Origin of the sequence: Janthinobacterium amylolyticum, from assembly GCF_051380655.1 — a bacterium.
Classification (GTDB): domain Bacteria; phylum Pseudomonadota; class Gammaproteobacteria; order Burkholderiales; family Burkholderiaceae_D; genus Janthinobacterium.
Genome location: NZ_JBNYXL010000005.1, coordinates 392,693 through 412,485 on the forward strand (window position 1 = coordinate 392,693; position 19,793 = coordinate 412,485).

The 19,793-nt window shown below is 63.8% G+C and carries 15 protein-coding genes; 2 read left to right on the forward strand and 13 right to left on the reverse strand.

Features of this window, described 5'->3' with window-relative positions:
- Positions 1 to 65 precede the first annotated feature (65 nt).
- Positions 66 to 3,140 (reverse strand): HAMP domain-containing sensor histidine kinase, encoded by a 3,075-nt coding sequence (locus ACQ4WR_RS13275; RefSeq protein ID WP_436487755.1) that lies wholly within the window; start codon positions 3,138 to 3,140, stop codon positions 66 to 68.
- Positions 3,141 to 3,400: 260 nt separating this feature from the next.
- On the opposite strand from ACQ4WR_RS13275, the gene fnr reads away from it, so the two are divergent.
- Positions 3,401 to 4,159 carry a fumarate/nitrate reduction transcriptional regulator Fnr gene (fnr, locus tag ACQ4WR_RS13280; protein WP_102293083.1) on the forward strand — a complete coding sequence of 253 codons (759 nt, stop codon included), beginning with the start codon at positions 3,401 to 3,403 and terminating at the stop codon, positions 4,157 to 4,159.
- Positions 4,160 to 4,162: 3 nt separating this feature from the next.
- Here the strand turns inward: fnr and ACQ4WR_RS13285 are convergent, their stop codons facing one another.
- The 11 genes from ACQ4WR_RS13285 to ACQ4WR_RS13335 all read right to left on the reverse strand — a co-directional run bounded on the left by ACQ4WR_RS13285 (position 4,163) and on the right by ACQ4WR_RS13335 (position 16,181).
- On the reverse strand, positions 4,163 to 4,687 hold the full coding sequence (locus tag ACQ4WR_RS13285; RefSeq protein ID WP_102293084.1) for a FixH family protein: 525 nt from the start codon (positions 4,685 to 4,687) through the stop codon (positions 4,163 to 4,165).
- A gap of 146 nt (positions 4,688 to 4,833) precedes the next feature.
- Positions 4,834 to 6,216, reverse strand: coding sequence for a cytochrome c oxidase accessory protein CcoG (gene ccoG, locus ACQ4WR_RS13290; protein WP_436487758.1), 1,383 nt, complete (start codon positions 6,214 to 6,216; stop codon positions 4,834 to 4,836).
- A 2-nt stretch (positions 6,217 to 6,218) separates the two neighbouring features.
- Positions 6,219 to 7,139 carry a cytochrome-c oxidase, cbb3-type subunit III gene (gene ccoP / locus ACQ4WR_RS13295; protein ID WP_436487760.1) on the reverse strand — a complete coding sequence of 307 codons (921 nt, stop codon included), beginning with the start codon at positions 7,137 to 7,139 and terminating at the stop codon, positions 6,219 to 6,221.
- Positions 7,132 to 7,335 carry a cbb3-type cytochrome oxidase subunit 3 gene (locus tag ACQ4WR_RS13300; RefSeq protein ID WP_035823305.1) on the reverse strand — a complete coding sequence of 68 codons (204 nt, stop codon included), beginning with the start codon at positions 7,333 to 7,335 and terminating at the stop codon, positions 7,132 to 7,134. The genes ccoP and ACQ4WR_RS13300 overlap by 8 nt, the downstream gene beginning before the upstream one ends.
- Position 7,336: 1 nt before the next feature.
- On the reverse strand, positions 7,337 to 7,951 hold the full coding sequence (gene ccoO, locus ACQ4WR_RS13305; RefSeq protein ID WP_102293087.1) for a cytochrome-c oxidase, cbb3-type subunit II: 615 nt from the start codon (positions 7,949 to 7,951) through the stop codon (positions 7,337 to 7,339).
- A 15-nt stretch (positions 7,952 to 7,966) separates the two neighbouring features.
- Positions 7,967 to 9,394: a cytochrome-c oxidase, cbb3-type subunit I gene (ccoN, locus tag ACQ4WR_RS13310; protein WP_034752511.1), complete on the reverse strand. Its 1,428-nt coding sequence runs from the start codon at positions 9,392 to 9,394 to the stop codon at positions 7,967 to 7,969.
- Between the two features lie 237 nt (positions 9,395 to 9,631).
- The gene (gene ccoS, locus ACQ4WR_RS13315) at positions 9,632 to 9,811 is read right to left on the reverse strand and encodes a cbb3-type cytochrome oxidase assembly protein CcoS (RefSeq protein WP_102293088.1); all 180 of its coding nucleotides are present in this window, start codon (positions 9,809 to 9,811) and stop codon (positions 9,632 to 9,634) included.
- Positions 9,811 to 12,240 (reverse strand): heavy metal translocating P-type ATPase, encoded by a 2,430-nt coding sequence (locus ACQ4WR_RS13320; protein ID WP_436487763.1) that lies wholly within the window; start codon positions 12,238 to 12,240, stop codon positions 9,811 to 9,813. The genes ccoS and ACQ4WR_RS13320 overlap by 1 nt, the downstream gene beginning before the upstream one ends.
- Before the next feature lie 22 nt (positions 12,241 to 12,262).
- Entirely contained in the window at positions 12,263 to 13,024 is a 762-nt protein-coding gene (locus tag ACQ4WR_RS13325; protein WP_436487765.1) for a sulfite exporter TauE/SafE family protein, read from the reverse strand.
- Between the two features lie 13 nt (positions 13,025 to 13,037).
- Positions 13,038 to 14,486 (reverse strand): oxygen-independent coproporphyrinogen III oxidase, encoded by a 1,449-nt coding sequence (gene hemN / locus ACQ4WR_RS13330; RefSeq protein ID WP_102297378.1) that lies wholly within the window; start codon positions 14,484 to 14,486, stop codon positions 13,038 to 13,040.
- A 24-nt stretch (positions 14,487 to 14,510) separates the two neighbouring features.
- Positions 14,511 to 16,181, reverse strand: a complete 1,671-nt coding sequence (locus ACQ4WR_RS13335) for a methyl-accepting chemotaxis protein (RefSeq protein ID WP_102297375.1) — start codon at positions 16,179 to 16,181, stop codon at positions 14,511 to 14,513.
- A gap of 257 nt (positions 16,182 to 16,438) precedes the next feature.
- On the opposite strand from ACQ4WR_RS13335, the gene ACQ4WR_RS13340 reads away from it, so the two are divergent.
- The gene (locus ACQ4WR_RS13340; RefSeq protein ID WP_436487768.1) at positions 16,439 to 17,656 is read left to right on the forward strand and encodes a DUF1444 domain-containing protein; all 1,218 of its coding nucleotides are present in this window, start codon (positions 16,439 to 16,441) and stop codon (positions 17,654 to 17,656) included.
- A gap of 10 nt (positions 17,657 to 17,666) precedes the next feature.
- Here the strand turns inward: ACQ4WR_RS13340 and ACQ4WR_RS13345 are convergent, their stop codons facing one another.
- Positions 17,667 to 19,775 (reverse strand): EAL domain-containing protein, encoded by a 2,109-nt coding sequence (locus tag ACQ4WR_RS13345; protein ID WP_436487770.1) that lies wholly within the window; start codon positions 19,773 to 19,775, stop codon positions 17,667 to 17,669.
- Between the last annotated feature and the right edge of the window lie 18 nt (positions 19,776 to 19,793).

The following is a 19,793-nucleotide window of genomic DNA, read 5'->3' on the forward strand; positions in this document are numbered from 1 at the left end:
TCATCCGACAAGATGGTTGGCGCATCAAGTCGGATTACGCGCAAGCGCCAATCCGACCTGCTGTTTTAATCCTCCAGCCGCGACAACCACTGCGTCGCCGCCGCCAGCGCCCGTTCCAGTTCTTCCCCCACCACCGCCAGCAGCGCCGGCACGGCGTCGTAGCGGCCAGTATCGATGGCTTCCTCGGTGGCGAAGGCGGCGCGGATCAGGCGTTTCGTGCCCAGGGTGCCGACGGAGCCGCGCAAGCCGTGCAGGATGCGCGCCACGTCGCTGTGGCGGCCTGCCTGCAATGCCGCTTCGGCGTCGCGCACGGGCGTCATTCCCTTGTTCAGCGCGTCTTCCACCATGCGCCGCAGCACGCCGCGTCCCTTCGCATCGCGGCCCATCACGCGCATCAGCGGGGCCATGGAAAACACCTCGTCATCGTCGGGCGCCGCCGCGCCAGGCGCCTGCACGGGCGGGCGTTTCGGCAAGTGGCGGTTGATGACTTCCATCATTTCTTCCACCACCACGGGCTTGGCGATGAAATCGGTGATGCCGGCCGTCATGCAGCGTTCGCGCTCGGAGGCCAGCACGCCGGCCGTCATGGCGATCACGGGCAGGTTCAGCCGCAGTTCCGTGCGGATCAGCTGGGTGGCGCTGAAGCCGTCCATGACGGGCATCTGCATATCCATCAGCACGATGTCGTAGCGCAGCGCTTCCGTGCGCAGCCGCTCCACGGCCTGCAAGCCGTCGCCCACCACGTCCAGGGTGGCGCCCATGTGTTCGAGGATGCCGCGCGCCACGGCCTGGTTCAAATGGTTGTCTTCCACCAGCAGGAAATGCACGCCGGCCAGCTCCGTGCCCAGCGGCTGGTGCAGCATGCGCGGCTCGCCGCCGTCTTCCTTGGCGATCAGCGCCTGGTGCAGGGCGTCGAACAGGCTTGAACCGGTGATCGGCTTCATCAGTACGACATCGGCCTCGGCGGCACTGGAAATTTCCTCCAGGTGATTGCGCGCGAAGGCGTTGACCATCACCACGATGGGCTGGCGCTGGCCGGATGCCGCTTGCCGGATGGCCTTGGCTGTGGCCAGGCCGTCCATCACCGGCATGTGCCAGTCGGCCAGCACCACGTCGTACGGTTGCTGCTGCGCCAGGCGTTCGCGGTACAGCTCGATGGCGGCGAAGCCCGAGTCCACCTCGTCCGCGTTCCAGCCCCAGGCGTGGATCAGCTTGACGATCAGTTCGCGCGTGGTGCGGTTGTCGTCGGCCACCAGCAGGCGCAGCGGCCCCAGGGTGGGGGTGCGGCGCGTCTCGGCCGGCTGCGCCAGGACCTCGAAGGGCACGCTGAACCAGAAGCGGCTGCCCTTGCCTTCGCTGCTGGCGACGGCGATCTCGCCGCCCATCATGTGGATCAGATGCTTGCTGATGGCCAGGCCCAGGCCCGTGCCGCCGAAGCGCCGCGTGATGCTCTGGTCGCCCTGGGAAAAGGCCGTGAACAGCTGGGCCTGCTGCTGTTCCGTCATGCCGATGCCCGTGTCGCGCACCTCGAAGCGCAGCCAGGCCCGCTCGTTCTTGCTTTCCGCCACGCTGACGGCCACCACCACTTCGCCGCTTTCCGTAAATTTGATGGCGTTGCCGGCCAGGTTGACGAGGATTTGCTGCAGGCGCTGGGCGTCGCCGACGAGGCGGCGCGGCACCTCCGGTTCGACCGCGATGGCCAGTTCCAGTTCCTTTTCGCCCGCATTCATGGTCATCGTCGTGGCCAGGGTGTTCATGACTTCATCGAGGTCGAACTCGACGGGCGACAAGTCCATGCGGCGCGCTTCGATCTTGGAAAAATCCAGCACGTCGTTGAGGATGCCCAGCAGCGACTGGCCCGCCACGCGCACCATGGTCAGGTACTTGCGCTGCTCGGTGTCGAGCTTGGTATTGCCCAGCAAATACACCATGCCCAGCACGGCATTCAAGGGCGTGCGGATTTCATGGCTCATGTTGGCGACAAAATCGCTTTTCGCGCGGTTGGCCGCCTCGGCGCGGTCGCGCTCCCGCTCCAGTTCGCTGGCGCGCGCCTCGATCTCCTGCTGCAGCCGGTCGCGTTCGCTCATCAGGCCGTTGAACGCTTCCGTCAGCTCGCCGATTTCATCGCGCTGCTGTACCGGCACGGGCGTAAAGCGGCTGCCGGAGCGGCGCAGCGACAGCAGGGTGTCGCGCAGGCGCACCAGCGGCGACAGCAGGCGCACCGTGACCCAGGCCAGCACGGCGGCGGCCAGCAGCGAGGCGCCGATACTCCACAGCACCAGCCGGTACAGCACGCCATTGAAGGGCTCGAACGCATCGGCCACGGGCAGCGAGGCGGCCAGCAGCCAGTTGACGGACTTCAATCGCTTGAAGCTGTTGACGGCCGTCACGCCGCGGCTGTTGGTGCTGACCATGCTGCCCTCGCCATCTTCCTTCAGCAGCTGCGTCGTGACGGGGTTGGCGTTGGGCGCGCGCGGCTGCAGCAGCCGGCTGGCATCGGGGTACAGCACATAGCGCGGCACGGCTTCGCGCGTGAGGATGAAGTAATAGCCGCTCTTGCCCACCTTGGCCGTGCGCAAATGGCCCAGCATATTGTCCTTGTACAGGCGCAGCACGCCGATGACGATGCCGGCCACCTCGCCGTTGCTGTCCAGCACGGGCGCCACCATCTGCACGATGGGCAGATGGCTGGTCTTGCCCAGCATCGGTTCCGTGATCATCGCCTGTTTCGTGCGCATCACCGTCTGGAAGTAGGCGCGGTCGGCCACGTCGACACCGTTACGCCCTGGCACTTCGGGCACGTTGGCCACCACCTTGCCCTGCGTGTCGAGCACCAGTACATCGTCGAACAGGGCCAGCATGGCGCGCTGCTTGTAGTACTCGCGCAACTGGGCGGTGTCGGCCATCAGGGACGCAGGCTGGTGGCGCGCGGTCTGGGTGATGATGTCGAGCAGCATGGCCAGCTTGTCGTCGAGCTCGTCTGCGGTGCGCTCGATCAGGGCCGTTTGCTGGCTCAGCAGGACTTGCGTGAAATCGTCGCGCATGTGTTTCACCTGCACCATGGTAACTACGGCGATCATGGCGATCGACGTCAAACTGGTGGCCAGCGCGACTTTTGCTTTAATGCCGAGAGGCTTCATGATTTCCTTTTCAGTCCCAGAGGACAGGCGGCAGATAATGCTGTCAGGAATTTTCCTATCAATACGTTAACTTGGCAAGCACGGCTCGTCGAATTCCACGCCCCGGCGCAGGCTTTTGTGGATGTTGCCATAAAATTAAATGCCGAACGTCGTTTATTCAGTGAAATTACGGGGAATTAGGGTGAAATTGGCGTGAAATTGGCACATGGCAACGCACTATGCAGTAAACTTGTTGTTGCATTTTTCTAAAAGGGTCTGACATGACAGAAGCGCTACTCTCTCCAGCCTTGCCCACCGTGAACGTGGAAGCGTTGCGTGCGCGCTGCTCGACGTGCAGCATGCATCAATTGTGCCTGCCGATGGGCCTCGATGTGGGTGACATGGACAGGCTGGACCAGATTATCGGCCGCCGCCGCAAGGTCGTGCGCGGCGCCTCGCTGTTCCGCATCGGCGACTCGTTCCAGAACCTGTACGCGATCCGCCTGGGCCACTTCAAGACGTACCAGATCAATCCTGGCGGCGAAGAGCAGGTGACGGGTTTCCAGATGGCGGGCGAACTGCTGGGCATGGACGCCATCAGCGCCGACCGCCACCACTGCAATGCCGTGGCGCTGGAAGACAGCGAAGTATGTGAAATTCCGTTTTCCAGCCTGGAACAATTGCTGGGCAATATGCCTACCCTGCTGCGCCATTTCCACCGCATGATGAGCCAGGAAATCACGCGCGAGCAAAGCGTGATGCTGTTGCTGGGCAATATGCAGGCGACGCAGCGTTTTGCCGCCTTCATCGTCAACCTGGCGTCGCGCTACGAGGCGCGTGGCTATTCGGGCAGCAATTTCCAGCTGCGCATGTCGCGCGAGGAAATCGGCAACTACCTGGGCCTGACCATCGAGAGCGTCAGCCGTTTATTGTCGAAGTTCAAGAAGGAAGGCTGGCTGCGCGTGTCGAACCGCGAGATCGAGATCTTGCAGCCGGCCAAACTGAAGGCCATCACGGCCGGTACGGACGTCTGCAAATAAGGCTTATAACTCTTCATCCGCATGCAGCGCGATGCTGCGTTGCGCTGGCCAGGTCCAGATACCGGACAGGCGCCACTCGCGCGTCGTGTTTTCCACCAGCACCTGCCAGCGGCTGCGCTCGAGCATCGGCAGCGCCACGGAAAAATTGCCGGCCGCATCGGGCTGCACCAGCAGCTTGATGTCTTTTTCCGGCAGGGTCGCATGCGCCAGGTGCAGCTGCAACGGTGCCTGGTAGGCCTTGCCGAAGCTGTGCACGGAACCCGTCAGGCGCGCCTGCGCCACGTCATACGCGAGGCTGGTATCCATGGCCAGGTTGCTGGCGGCCGTATCGCGCCGCAAGTCCTGGTTGATGGCCTTGCCCTGCTTGTAGTAGTCGCCCACCACCAGCGCGTCGGGCTGCGTAAATGCGATGTAGCCCATGAAGCTGCCGACGACGACGGACAGGCCGGGGCCGATCATCAGCAGCCATGGCCAGCGGTGCTTGTACCACGGTGCAACGGGGGCTTGCAGTTTCAGACTGTCGGACATGTTGTTCTCCTTGGGGCCAGACCCTTTGGCTTTGACCCCAGCTTTTGCTTCTGGGTTGAAAATACAGTAAACCTGCCGCAGGTTTGATGCTGCCCCTACGGCGAAATACCGGGGTCGGACCCAGGGGATCCGACCCCGGATCAACATCACCGCGGCACGATGAACACGGCGCTTTCACGCACATGCAGCGACGGGTCGTCCAGCGATTGCAGCTCGATGGTGATCTTGTTCGAGCCCTTCTCGCCCACGCCGTGCGGCATGCGCAGGCGGATCGGCCAGCCCAGCGTTTCCGTCGGCTGCAAGGTCACTTCTTCGCGCGTCAGCAAGGTCAGGCCCGGCAAGCCGGCCACGCTGATCTTGAAATGCTGGCTTTGCTCGGAGGTGTTCATGATCTGCAGGCGGTAGACGTTTTCGATCATGCCGTCTTCCACTTCGCGTCCCATGGAACCGCGGTCGCGGATGACATCCATCTTCAATGGCGTGCGCAGGGCCAGCGAGGTACACACGGCGATGATGATCAGCGCCAGGATGGACGTGTAGATCAGCACGCGCGGGCGCATGGCGCGCTGGCGGATCTGCTGCGAATTGAAGTTGTTTTCCATCGCATGGTCGGTGCTGTAGCGTATCAGGCCACGCGGCCGCTCGACCTTGTCCATCACGCTGTTGCAGGCATCGACGCAGGCGGCGCAGCCGATGCATTCATACTGCAGGCCATTGCGGATATCGATGCCGGTCGGACACACCTGCACGCACAAGGTACAGTCGATGCAGTCGCCCAGCTTGGCGTTGTTGCCGGCCTTCTTGCTCATGGCGCCGCGTGGTTCGCCGCGCTTGGCGTCGTAGGTGATGATCAGGGTGTCCTGGTCGAACATGGCGCTCTGGAAGCGCGCATACGGGCACATGTATTTGCACACCTGCTCGCGCAGCCAGCCAGCGTTGCCGTAGGTTGCCAGGCTGTAGAACAGGACCCAGAACCATTCCCAGGGACCGAAGTTCAAGGTGACCACCGATTGCGCCAGTTCCTTGATCGGCGTGAAGTAGCCGACAAAGGTAAAGCCCGTCCACAGGGCGATGGCGCCCCACACCACGTGCTTGGCCGTCTTCTTGAAGGCCTTGCGCAGGGACGGGCCCTGCTTGTCGAGGGCCATGCGCGCGCTGCGCGTGCCTTCGATCTTGCGTTCGACCCACAGGAAGATTTCCGTGTACACCGTTTGCGGGCAGGAGAACCCGCACCATACCCGCCCGGCAATGGCCGTGACGAGGAACAGCAGATAGGCACAGATGATCAGCAGGGCCGCCAGGTAAATAAAATCCTGGGGCCACAGCACGACGCCGAAAATGTAGAACTTGCGCGTGGTCAGATCGAACAGCAGGGCTTGCCTGCCATTCCAGGTCAGCCACGGCAAGCCGTAGAACGCCAGCTGGGTAAGCCAGACGCATACCCATCGCCAGGTAGCGTAGCGTCCTTTGGCCTCGCGAGGGTAGATTTGCTCGCGGGCCGCATACATCTTGATGACTTGAGGTTCCATTTTTACTTGGCGGGCGCCTGCGGATTCGACAGGCTCCAGACATACGCCGACAGCACGTGGACCTTCGATTCACCGAGGAAATCGCTGAAGGCCGGCATGGTGTTGCTGCGTCCCTTGCGGATGGTTTCCATGATGGTATCGGCGCTGCCGCCGTACAGCCAGGTCTTGTCCGTCAGGTTCGGCGCACCCAGCAGCGGGTTACCCTTGCCATCGGCACCGTGACAGACCATGCAGGCGCCAAACTTGGCCTTGCCCAGCACCGACTTGACGGGATCCGCGGTGGAGCCGGACAGGCTCAGCACGTAATGGGCCACGTTCTCGACATCCTTTTCGGAGCCCAGCGCGGCGCCCATCGGCGGCATCTGGCCATTGCGGCCGTGCAGGATGGTGGTCTTGATGACGTCAGGTTCGCCGCCATACAGCCAGTCCTTGTCCGTCAGGTTGGGGAAGCCCTTGTTGCCGCGCGCATCCGAGCCGTGGCATTGCGCGCAGTAGGTCAGGAACAAACGCTGGCCGATGGCTTGCGCCTGCGGATCGGCGGCCACCGTCTTCAAGTCCTGGCTCAGGTACTTGTTGAACAGGGGACCGTAGTCGGCTTCCGCCTTCTTCAGCTCTTCCTCGTACTGGCCCGTCGATTTCCAGCCCAGGCTGCCCGCATAATTGCCCAGGCCCGGATACAGGAACAGGTAGGCCAGCGCGAAGACGATGGTGATGTAGAACAGCCACATCCACCAGCGCGGCATCGGCGTATTGAGTTCCTTCAAGTCCTCGTCCCAGACGTGGCCCGTGGTGCCGTCGGCAGGGGCGCCCTCGACCACTTTGATTTTCGACTGCGAGTACAGCAGCACGCCGCAGCCGATGATGCCCAGCAGGGACAGCACGACGATGTAGATATTCCAGAAGCCATTGGTAAAGTCAGCCATGGTGATGCTCCTTCGCCAGGTTCATCTCGGCCTCGGCCGGATAGTCGAGCGCGTCGTCGGCGAACGGCAGGCGTGCCGCCGCGTCGAAGTCGCTGTTGCTGCGACTGAACGTCCACCACAGGATACCCACGAACGTCGTAAAGGAAACCACCGTCATGACGCTGCTGGCGCTGTCAAACAGGTTTTCGATTGCCATGCTAATTCCTTGTTTTGATTAATGTACCGAGGCCTTGCAGATAGGCGACCAGGGCGTCTTCTTCCGTCTTGTCCTGCAGCTGCGCGGGGCCGGCGGCGATCTCTTCATCGCTGTACGGCTGGCCCAGGCGTTGCAGGGCGCGCATCTTCGGCATGATCTCGTCAGGCACCAGCTTGGTCTTCGCCAGCCAGGGGTAGGACGGCATGTTCGACTCGGGCACCACGTCGCGCGGGTTGTTCAAGTGCGTGCGGTGCCATTCGTCGCTGTAGCGCGCGCCCACGCGGGCCAGGTCCGGCCCCGTGCGCTTGGAACCCCACTGGAACGGACGGTCATAGACGAACTCGCCGGCGACCGAATAGTGGCCATAGCGTTCCGTTTCCGCGCGCAGCGGACGCACCATCTGCGAGTGGCAGTTGTAGCAGCCTTCGCGCACGTAAATGTCGCGGCCCGCCAGGCGCAGCGGCGAATACGGCTTCAGGCCGGCGACCGGCTCCGTCGTGCTCTTCTGGAAGAACAGGGGGACGATCTCGACGGCGCCGCCGATGCTGATCACCACCGTGACCAGGGCGATCAGCAGCCAGGGGTTTCTCTCAATCCATGCATGTGAAAATTTCATTTGCTTATGCTCCTATCAGGCGTGCGCCGCGTTCAGTTCCGGAATGCGGGCGACGGGGAGTTTGCTGCCGCGCAGGGTCATCCAGGTGTTGTAGCCCATGATGCACATACCCGACAGGTACAGCAGGCCACCGGCCACGCGCACCACGTAGTACGGATACGTTGCTTTCACGCTTTCGACAAAGGTGTAGGTCAGGGTGCCGTCCGGGTTGACCGCGCGCCACATCAGGCCCTGCATCACGCCGGCGATCCACATTGCCGCGATGTACAGCACGATGCCGATGGTGGCCACCCAGAAGTGCACGTCGACCAGGCGCGTGCTGTGCATCTGCGTGCGGCCCGCCAGGCGCGGCAGCAGGTAGTAGATCGAACCCATGGTGATGAAGCCGACCCAGCCCAGGGCACCCGCATGCACGTGGGCCACGGTCCAGTCGGTGTAGTGCGACAGCGAGTTGATGGTCTTGATCGACATCATCGGACCTTCGAAGGTGGCGATGCCGTAGAACGACAGCGAGACGATCATGAACTTCAGGATCGGATCGGTGCGCAGCTTGTGCCAGGCGCCCGACAGGGTCATGATGCCGTTGATCATGCCGCCCCAGCTTGGTGCCAGCAGGACCAGCGAGAAGACCATGCCGATCGATTGCGTCCAGTCAGGCAATGCCGTGTAGTGCAGGTGATGCGGGCCGGCCCACATGTAGGTGAAGATCAGCGCCCAGAAGTGGACGATCGACAGACGGTACGAGTACACGGGGCGCTCGGCCTGTTTCGGGATGAAGTAGTAGACCATGCCCAGGTAGCCGGCGGTCAGGATGAAACCCACCGCGTTATGGCCGTACCACCACTGGATCATGGCGTCCTGCACCCCCGCATAGGCGGAATACGACTTGGTGAACGAGGCTGGCATGACGGCGCCATTGACCACGTGCAAAATCGTCACGGCCAGGATGTAGGCGCCGAAGAACCAGTTGGCCACGTAGATATGCTTTACCTTGCGCTTGATCAGGGTGCCGAAGAAAACGATGGCGTAGGCGATCCAGACGACGGCGATGAGAATGGCGATCGGCCATTCCAGTTCCGCGTATTCCTTGCCGCGTGTCATGCCCATGGGCAGGGTGACGACGGCGCACAGGATCACGGCTTGCCAGCCCCAGAAGGTGAAGGCAGCCAGTTTGTCGGAAAACAGGCGCACCTGGCAGGTGCGCTGGACAACGTAGTACGAGGTGGCGAACAGGCCGCAGATGCCGAAGGCGAAAATCACCGCATTCGTGTGCAGCGGACGCAGGCGTCCGTATGTCAGCCATGGTATGTCGAGGTTCAGGGCAGGCCAGGCCAGCTGCGCGGCGATGATAACGCCAACCAGCATGCCGATGATGCCCCATACCACAGTAGCGACCGCGAATTGCTTCACGATCTTGTAGTTATAGTTCAGCGATTGATCCACAAAGACTCTCCCTGGAATTACTATTTATGATGGTGGCCAGAGAGTAAGTGTTTGACCGCTAAAAAACTTTGATGTGGATCAAAATTCCCCGGATGAAATAAGCGTAGTTAACTGACATCAAAATAAAATGCGATTCAGCTGGAAAAAGCCATGCAAGATCCCTGCAACGGCAGGTACATGCGGGGGGAAAGCAGCGGCGCCGGCCATGGCGCGCCTTGCGCCAGCCGGGCTGTGAAATCAGACGTGCGGTGCGTCGTCGGGACGAGTGTCAGCGGTCGTATCGTCGTCCTGCAAGACGCGCAGGCCTGGTCCGACGAGGTCGTCGAACTGGCCGCTGTCCGAGGCCGTGAAATACACCCACAGGGCGATGAAGACGACGACGACACTGAGGGGGATGAGGAGGTAGAGGGCTTCCATCAGACTTTCCGCAGGCGCAGGGCGTTGGCGATGACGACGGCCGAGCTGGCGGCCATGCCGACGCCGGATAGCCACGGGTTCAAAAAGCCCAGCGCGGCGGCCGGGATGGCCGTCAGATTGTACAGGGTGGCCCAGCCCAGGTTTTCGCGGATGATGCGCATGCTGCGCGCGGCCGTCTTGGCCGTATCCAGCACGGACACCAGCTGGTTTGAGAGCAGCACCGTGTCCGCATGCGCCTGTGCCAGGGCGGCGCCGGAACCCATGGCAAAGGACACGTCGGCGCCGCTCAGCACGGCGGCGTCGTTGATGCCGTCACCGACCATCGCCACCACGGCGCCCGTGGCCTGCAGCTGCTGCACGAAATCGAGTTTTTCATCGGGCAGGCATTCGCCGCAGGCCGTGGCGATGCCCAGTTCGGCCGCCACGCTTTGCGTCAGCGCTTCCTGGTCGCCGCTCAGCAGCACGACCTGCTTGCCGCGCCGGTGAAAATACGCGACGACGTCGCGCGCTTCCGGGCGCAGCGCATCGCTGAGTAAAAAGCGCGTCAGCCAGCGCCCCTGCGTGCCCAGGTACAGCGGCGTCATGCCCTGCATGCCGACGGCCGTGTCGCCCAGCGGCGGGCCGGCGATGGCGGCGACAAAGGCCGCGTTGCCCAGACGGTAGCGCACGCCGTCGACGCTGCCTTCCAGGCCTTGCCCCTGCACTTCCTGCAATTGCTGCGCATGCGCGCGCGGCTGTTCCTTGGCCGCATCGAGTATCGCCTGCGCCAGCGGATGGGCGCTGCCCGCTTCCAGCGCGGCGGCCACTTGCAGGCAGGCGTCGTCGCTCAGGCTGCCGAGGCTCTCGATCTGTTTCAGCACGGGCCGGCCCAGGGTCAGGGTGCCCGTCTTGTCGAAGACGATGTGGGTGGCGCGGTGCAGGGTTTCCAGCACATGCGGCTGGACGATCAGCACGCCGCGCCGCAGCAGGCTGTCGGTGGCGGCCGCCAGCGCCGTCGGCGTGGCCAGCGACAGTGCGCACGGACACGACACGACCAGCACGGCAATCGCCACGGGCCAGGCCTGCGCCGGGTCATGCCAGCTCCAGAAGGCGAACACGGCGATGGCGAACAGCAGCAGGCCCAGCACGAACCAGGCGGCGACCTTGTCGGCCCACTGCGCGATCTGCGGCTTGCCGCTGCCGGCCCGCTCGATCAGTTTCAGTAAATCGGACAGCGTGCTCTCGCGCGCCGGTTTCAGCACGCGCAGGATGAGCGCCGCGCTGGCGTTGATGGCGCCGCCCGGCACGCGCTCGCCCGTCTTCCTGCGCTGCGCCGCGCTTTCGCCCGTCAGCAGCGATAAATCGAGCGCGCTCGTGCCTTCGACGATGACGCTGTCGGCGGCGATCGCCTCGCCCGGTTTGACGAGGATGACGTCGCCCACGGCCAGGCTGCCGGCCGGCACCAGGGTGGTGGCGCGGTTGTCGGGAAAGCCCGCCATCAGCGAGGCGGAGGCGGGCAAGGCGTGCTGCAAGCGCTCGAGCGCCGAGGCGGCCTTGCGGCGCGCCTGCAGCTCGAAATAGCGGCTGCACAGCAGCAGGAAAATGAACATCGTGGCCGAGTCGTAATACACCTCGCCGCGCCCCGTAAAGGTCGCCACCACGCTGCCGAAGAAGGCCGCCAGGATGCCCAGCGCGACGGGCACGTCCATGCCCAGGGTGCGCGCGCGCAGGCTGGCCCAGGCGCCCTGGAAGAACGGCATGGCGGAGTAACAGATGGCGGGCAAGGTCAGCAGCAAACTGGCCCAGCGCATCAGGCTGGCCATATTGTTGTCCAAGGTGCCATCCTCGGCGGCCAGATAGGACGGCGCCACGTACATCATCACCTGCATCATCGACAGGCCGGCGACGAACAGCTGGCGGCCCAGCGTTTTGCTGGCTTTTTGCAGGCGCTCGCCATGGCGCACGGCGTCATACGGATAGGCCGTGTAGCCGACTTGCCGCACGGCTTGCAGGATGTCGCCCGGTTCGCACTCGGCGCGGCTCCAGCGCACGTACAGGCGCTCCGTGGCGACGTTCAGGCTGGCTGCCTGCACGCCCGGCAAGCGCGTCAGCTGGCGCTCGATCAGCCAGACGCAGGCGGCACAGCGGATGCCTTCGACGGACAGGGTCGCTTCGCAGCTGCTGGCGTCGCGCGCGAACTGCGCGTCGTCATTGCTGTACAGGCGCAGCTCGGGCGGCACCATGGTCGCATCAGCTGCGTTGACGGCATATTCGTCGCGCTCGCGGTAGTACGCGCTCTGGCCGATGTCGACGATGGTTTGCGCCACCGCTTCGCAGCCGGGGCAGCACATGGCGCGCGGCACCTCGTCGATGGTGACGTTCCAGTCGGACCCGGCGGGCACGGGAAGGCCGCAATGGAAGCAGGCGGAGGGTTTCAGGACAGCATTCATAAGTGTGTTTTCATGCGCCTTTTCATGGATGGCCCGTGACGCACAGGGCGTCGAGCCAGCCCAGCGAGACGCCATTCGCGGCGCGCAGCAGGCCCAGCAAGCCAAAGCCCAGCACCAGCACGCCGCTGGCGATGCGCACGGGACGGCGCTGCAGCTGCGCGCGCAGGCGCGTACCCAGCAGTCCCATGCCGAACAGCATGGGCAAGGTGCCGAGGCCAAAGGCGCCCATGGCGGCCGCGCCCTGCAGCGCCGAGCCTTGCAGCATGGCCGTCAGCAGGGCGCTGTAGACCATGCCGCACGGCACCCAGCCCCACAGCGCGCCCACGGCCAGCGCCTTGAAGGGCGTATCCATCGGCATCAGCGGTTTCAATAAAGGGCGCACGCGGCGCCAGATGACGTTGCCGGCCGCCTCCACTCTGGCCAGGCCGCGCCAGGCATCCATCAGGTACAGGCCCAAGGCGACGAGCATCAGGTTGGCCAGCCAGTAGCCGGCCACTTGCAGTGTGGCGATGTGCAGCATGCCGGCGCCGGCGATGCCGCCCGCCACGCCGCCGGCCAGCATGTAGCTGGCGATGCGCCCGCCGTTGTAAGCCAGCACGCGCAGCACGTTTGCCTGGAGTGCGGGGCGCGCCACGGCGATGGCAATCACGGCACGCGCGGGCGCCGCCGCACCAGCGCCACCGCCCAGCGACAGCGCGCCGACGATGCCGCCGCACATGCCGATGCAGTGCACGCTGCCGGCCAGGCCGACCATGAACAGCGGCAAAAAGCTCAGGGCATTCATCGCGGGTGCGGTCTTACACCGTTTTCGAGTAGCGCAGCGGCTGCGGCGCATCCGGCGTGGCGCTGGCGCGCGCCAGGGTCAGGTAGCGGTCGAAGACCATGCAGATATTGCGGATCAGCAAACGCCCTTTCGGCGTCACCGTCAGCCAGTCTTCCTCGATCACCAGCAAGCCGTCGCGCGCCAGTTCGCGCAGCTTTTCCAGCTCGCTGGCGAAGTAGCTGCGAAATTGCACGGGGTGCGCCTGCTCGATGCTGGCGATCGACAATTCAAAATTGCACATCAGCATCTGGATGATGATACGGCGCAGTAAATCGTCCGTATCGAGCTTGATGCCGCGCGCGATCGGCAGCACGCCCTCATCGAGTTTTTCATAGTACGCGTCGAGCGTCTTTTCATTCTGGCTGTAGACGGCGCCGACGGAGCTGATGGCCGACACGCCGCAGGCGATCAGGTCCGCTTCCGCGCGCGTGGAATAGCCCTGGAAGTTGCGGTGCAAACGGCCCTGGCGCTGCGCCACGGCCAGATCGTCCGTCGGCTTGGCGAAATGGTCCATGCCGATGTAGACATAGCCGGCGGCCGTCAGGCGCGCGATGCACAGGCCCAGCATGGCCAGCTTGGTGGCGCTGTCGGGCATGTCGGCGTCGAGGATGCGGCGCTGCGGCTTGAACAGGTGCGGCATGTGCGCGTAGTGGTACAGGGCGATGCGGTCGGGGCTGGCGTTGATCACCTTGCGCAGCGTTTCCGTCATCGTTTCCAGGTTCTGCTTCGGCAAGCCGTAGATCAGGTCGATGCTGATCGAGCGGAAACCGGCGTCGCGCGCGGCCTGCATGATGGCCACGGTTTCCGCTTCCGGCTGGATGCGGTTGACGGCTTTTTGCACGTCGGCGTCGAAATCCTGCACGCCCAGGCTGATGCGGTTGAAGCCTTGCGCGCGCAGCGAAAACACGCGTTCGCGCGACACCGTGCGCGGGTCGATCTCGATCGAATATTCGCCGTCTTCATCGGCGGCGAACTCGAAATGCTGGCGCAAATGCGCCATCAGTTCGTCCATCTGCTTTTCGCTCAGATAAGTCGGCGTGCCGCCGCCGAAGTGCAGCTGCTCGATCTGGTTCATGCCGGCGAACAGCTTGCCCTGCATGGCGATTTCCTGCTTCAGGTAGCTGAGGTAGGTGGCCGCCTTGCTGCGGTCTTTCGTGATGATCTTGTTGCAGGCGCAGTAGTAGCACAGGGTGTCGCAGAACGGCACATGCACGTACAGCGACAGGGGGCGGCGGCCGCCGCGCATGCGCAGGGCGGCCAGGGCTTCGAGGAAGTTGCCATAGCCAAAGTCGCCATTGAAACGGTCGGCGGTCGGGTAGGACGTGTAGCGCGGGCCGGACTGGCTCATCTTGCCGATGATGACCGGGTCGAATTCGACGACTGCGTCCAGTTCGGCGGAAGCACTGCTGAGTAGTGTAGGCATGATGTGGGTTCAGTCTTGAAAGGTTTAGGCGGCCAGGCGTTTCAGGCCGCTGGGCTTGCCGGCATTCGCGGCACCGGCGGCGCCCGATTTGCCGCCTGGCGTGGCGACGCGGCGCGGCGGCGGCATCTTGCCGAAATTGAACAGGCTCACGGCTTGCGACAGGCTGGCGGCTTCTTCCGCCAGGCGCGTGGCGGCCGCGGCCGCTTCTTCCACGAGGGCCGCGTTCTGCTGCGTCACCTGGTCCATGTGGGCGATGGCCTGGTTGACCTGGTCGACGCCGATGCTCTGTTCGCGCGAGGCGATGGAGATTTCCTGCATGATGGCCGTCACCTGCTTGACGGAGCTGACCACCTGCTCCATCGTGGCGCCGGCGCGGTTCACCTGCTGCATGCCGGCGCCCACCTTGCCGACGGAAATCTCGATCAGCTGCTTGATATCCTTGGCCGCTACCGACGAGCGCTGCGCCAGGTTGCGCACCTCGCCCGCCACCACGGCAAAACCCTTGCCTTGTTCACCGGCGCGCGCCGCTTCGACGGCCGCGTTCAGGGCCAGGATGTTGGTCTGGAAGGCGATGCCCTCGATCAGGCCGATGATGTCGACGATCTTCTTCGACGAGGTGTTGATTTCGTCCATGGTGGTGATGACGTCGGAGACAATCTCGCCGCCCTGCACCGCCACTTTCGAGGCGGCCATGGCCAGTTCATTCGCCTGCACGGAATTGTCCGCGTTCTGCTTCACGGTGGACGAGAATTCCTCGATGCTCGACGCCGTCTCTTCCAGGCTGGCGGCCTGCGATTCCGTGCGTCCCGACAAATCCATATTGCCGACGGCGATCTGCTTGGTGGCGACCGCCATGGTTTCCACATTGATGCGCACGTCGCGGATGGTGGCGATCAGGTTGCTGTTCATCTGCTGCAGCGCGCGCAGCAGCTGGCCCATTTCATCGGTGCTGTCCGTTTCAAAGCTGCCCGACAGGTCGCCGGCGGCAATCGCCCGCGCGCCGTTCAGGGCCTTGCCCAGCGGTTTCAGCACGGACATGCGCAAGGTGTACCAGAGGAAGACGTTGATCAGGAAACCGAACAGGGTGGCGCCGAAGATGGCGTAGTTGGTGATTTCGCCGCCGCTGGCGAACAGGCTGATGATGCACACCAGCAGTTGCAGGCAGTTGACGATGGAGGTCGCGGCCCAGATGCGCAGGTTGAGCGACATGTGCGTCAGACTGTGCAGCAGGTGCGCCAGGCCCGGGCGCACGATCTGGCCGTTCTTGATGACGATATTGCCGCCTTCCTTGTTGCGGATGGCCGCGTACGCTTCCTCGGTAGCTTTCACCTGATCCTTGTCGGCTTTCACGCGCACGGACATGTAGCCAATGGTCTTGCCCGCTTCGCGGATGGGCGTGACGTTGGCGCGCACCCAGTAAAAGTCGCCGTTCTTGCAGCGGTTCTTGACCAGGCCCGTCCACGGCGTGCCCGCCTGGATCGAGGCCCACAGGTCGGCGAAGGCCTCGGCCGGCATGTCCGGGTGGCGCACGATGTTCTGTGGCGAACCGAGCAGCTCTGCCTCGCTGAAGCCGCTGACCTGGCTGAAGTACGGATTCACATACACGATATTGCCGTTCATATCCGTTTTCGACACGATGGCCTGATCGTCCAAGACGAGGACTTCACGGTTAGTCACTGGCAAATTTTGGCGCATGGTCGCGGCTTCCTGATCGGTTAAATGAGCAATTGGTGAGTAAGACTTGCACGATTGCAAGAACGGAGATCAGTGTAAGGAGTCGACTACGCAAATTTATTGATGTAGATCAAAATCCTCCAGATTGGCTCGGCTAATTTGCCGCGGCGCGCAAGCGAGCAGCGGTTTCGTCACGGCGGCTTTTGGTTTATAGTGCCAAATTGGCTATTTCTTTTGCTAATCTGCACTATTTTCCAGCACGGCTTTCCAGGAGACCCATGGGTTTATTCGACTTTTTCCGCCGGCCGCCCACGCGCGCGGCGTTTGCGCAGATCATCCTGCGGCAGATCGCCCAGCACCAGCTGGCGCCCGATTGCCGCTATGACAGCGAACAGTTCCGCATCGTGGCCGCTGGCGTGGACGGCATCATTTTCAACCTGGACAATGCCTACCGCGACTATTGCGCCGCGCCGCGCCAGCAGCGGGCCGCCGTCGTGCAGCAATACCTGAGCATCTACTCGTCTCCCGGCATGCCGTCCAGCTTTGCCGAGGCGCGCGCCAGCCTGATGCCCGTGCTGCGCAGCCGCCAGCAGGGCGACCATCTGCGCCTGCTGGCGCAAGCCGAGCCGCAGCGCGCGGCCTTTGTCACCGCTTCGCAGGACTTCAGCGAGGATATGGTCATCATGCTGGCCTACGATACGCAGACGAATATGGCCACCATCGGCCAGGCCAGTCTGACGCAATGGGGCGTGACGTTCGAGCAGGCGCTGGCGGCGGCGATGGACAATCTGCGCGACCGCACTGCGCAGCGCTTTGTGGCACTGGGCAATGGCTTGCTGATGGGCGATTGGAACGATGCCTATGACTCCTCGCGCCTGCTGCTGCCCGATTTGCTGTACCGCGCCTGCCAGGGCGGCGAACCGCTGGTGATGGTGCCCACGCGTGGCCGCCTGCTGCTGGCATCGTCGAACAATGCGGCGGCACAATTGAGCATGTTGGCGCTGGCCGAGCAGCTGGCGCGCGACGAGGGGCGGCATGTCTCGAGCGCCATGTATGGTGTGCGGCAGGGCAAGGTCGTGGCTTGCCAGCCCGCCGATGCTGGCGTTGCCGCGGCGTTGCGGCGCCACCGGACGATCATCGGCGCGGATCTTTACAATCAGCAGAAGCTGGAGTGGGAACGCCTCAACGCGAGCACGGGCGAGGATGTTTTTGTTGCCACCTGCCTGTTGATCGAGCGGCAGTCGGGCGAGCGCGTCGTTTCCGTGAGCAGCTGGGCCCGCGACGTGCATACCTTGCTGCCGCGCACCGATGTGGTGGCCATCGAGCTGTACGATGAGCACGGTGAGCGCAGCGGCAACAAGATGCTGGCGTGGGACGATGCGCAAGCGATCGACGGCGGCCTGATGGAGCAGATCGATTGCTACCCGGTGCGCTACCGCGTGCGTGCGTCTCCCGATCCGCAGAGCCTGGCGGCGGTGCCAGCCTGCGAGATCTGAGCGCTGGCGGCTAGTCGCTGCCCGCCGTCAGCGGCCGCAGGCTGCCCACGGCGTAGCCTTGCGCGTAGTCGATGCCCAGCTCGCGGATGACGGCCAGGGTTTCTGCGTCTTCCACGTATTCGGCCACGGTTTTCAGGCCCATCACGTGGCCCACTTCATTGATGGCCTTGACCATGGCGCGGTTGATGGCGTTGCTGGCGATGTCACGCACGAAGACGCCGTCGATCTTCAAATAATCGACGGGCAGGGCCTTCAGGTAGCCGAACGAGGAAAAGCCGCTACCGAAGTCGTCCAGTGAAAAGCGGCAGCCCATGGCCTTGAGCTGGTGCATGAACGCCTGCGCCTTGGGCAGGTTGGCGATGACGGCCGTTTCCGTGATTTCAAAGCAGATCTGTTCGGGGGCGATCGCATAGTACACGAACTGCTCGGTAATATAGTCTTGCAGCTCCGTGTCGGCCAGCGAGGCGCCAGACAGGTTGATCGAATACAGGGCCGGGGCGCGGCGCTGGCTTTCGGCCATGGCTTCGAGCGGCGCCAGGCTGTCGCGCACGCTCTGGATATGCTGGCAGACGGCGCGGATCACCCAGCGGTCGATGGACAGCATCATGTCGTAGCGTTCGGCGGCGGGAATGAAGGCGCCGGGCAGGATCAAATCGCCCTTGCCGTTGCGGATGCGGATCAGCACTTCGTCGTGGAATTCCGGGCGGTCGCGCAGGTGCACGATGGGCATGGCGTACAGGCGGAAATAATTATGCTCGAACGCTTCGTTCAGGCGCGAAATCCACAGCATTTCGCCATGCCGCTGCGCCAGCATGACGTCGGACTCCTGGTACACGTGCAGGCGGTTGCGGCCCTGTTCCTTGGCCAGGTAGCAGGCCTGGTCGGCCGCGCTCAGCAGCTCGCTCATGGACTTGCTGTCCTGCGAAATTTCCACCATGCCGATGCTCACGCCCAGCTCGAAGCTGCGGCTATCCCAGGCGAAACGAAAATCGCGGATCGACTGGCGCAGCTGTTCGCCGACCACGCGCGCATGGTCGAGCGGACAGTGCGGCAGCAGCACGCCCAGCTCGTCGCCGCCCAGGCGCGCCAGGATGTCGCTGTCGCGCATCTGCTGTTGCAGCATTTTTGCCAGCAGCTGCAGCAGCACGTCGCCGGCGCTGTGACCGCAGGTGTCGTTGATGACCTTGAACTGGTCCAGGTCCAGATACAGCAGCGCATGCACATGGCCCTCCTGCTTGGCCGTGTGCAGGGCGCCGGCCACCAGGTGCTCGAATTCGCGCCGGTTGATCAGGCCCGTCAAGGTGTCGTGCGTGGCGTGCCATGACAGTTGCTGGCTCAGCTTGCGCTCGTGGCTGACGTCGCGAAACACGACGACGGCGCCGAGGATCTCGCCGTTGCGCGACCAGATCGGCGCGGCCGAGTCCTCGACGGCGATGCGCCGGCCGTCGCGCGTGACCAGCTGCGCATGCGTGGAAATACCGATGGCCTGGCGCTGGCGCAAACACTTGATGGCCACGTGGTCGAGCGGCTGGCCCGTGTGCTCATCGACCAGGTGCAAGGTTTCCCAGATGTCCAGGCCCTGCGCCAGCTGGTTGCTCCAGCCCGTCAATTGCTCGGCCACCCGGTTCATGTAGCGCGTTTTGCCGAACGGGTCGGTGGTGATCACGCCATCGCCGATGGAGCTGAGCGTCACTTCCGCCAGTTCCTTGCTTTCGGCGATCATCAGTTCGCGGGCCATGTGCTCGGTGATATCCCAGATGATGCCCAGGGTGCGGTCGGGCTGGCCGTCTGCATCCGTGAAGATGTGCGCCTTGGCCGCCAGCCAGTGCTCGCTGCCATCGGGCCACACGACGCGGTACTGCAAAGCGTAGCCGCCGCGCCGGCGCACGCCGTCCTGCAGCACGTCCAGCACCTTGTCGCGGTCGCCGGCATGCACGCAGTCGAGAAATTCGCGGAACGGCTGCGTCAACGGGCGCTCTTCCAGGCCCAGCAGGGTGGCGCCCCTGGCCGACCAGGTCACCGTGCCGTCGATCACCTGGCCGTCGACGATGCGCGAATCCCAGATGGCCATGTTGGCCGCTTCCAGTGCCATCTGCAAACGTTTCTGCTGGTCGCTCATGTTGCTCTCCCCCGCGTG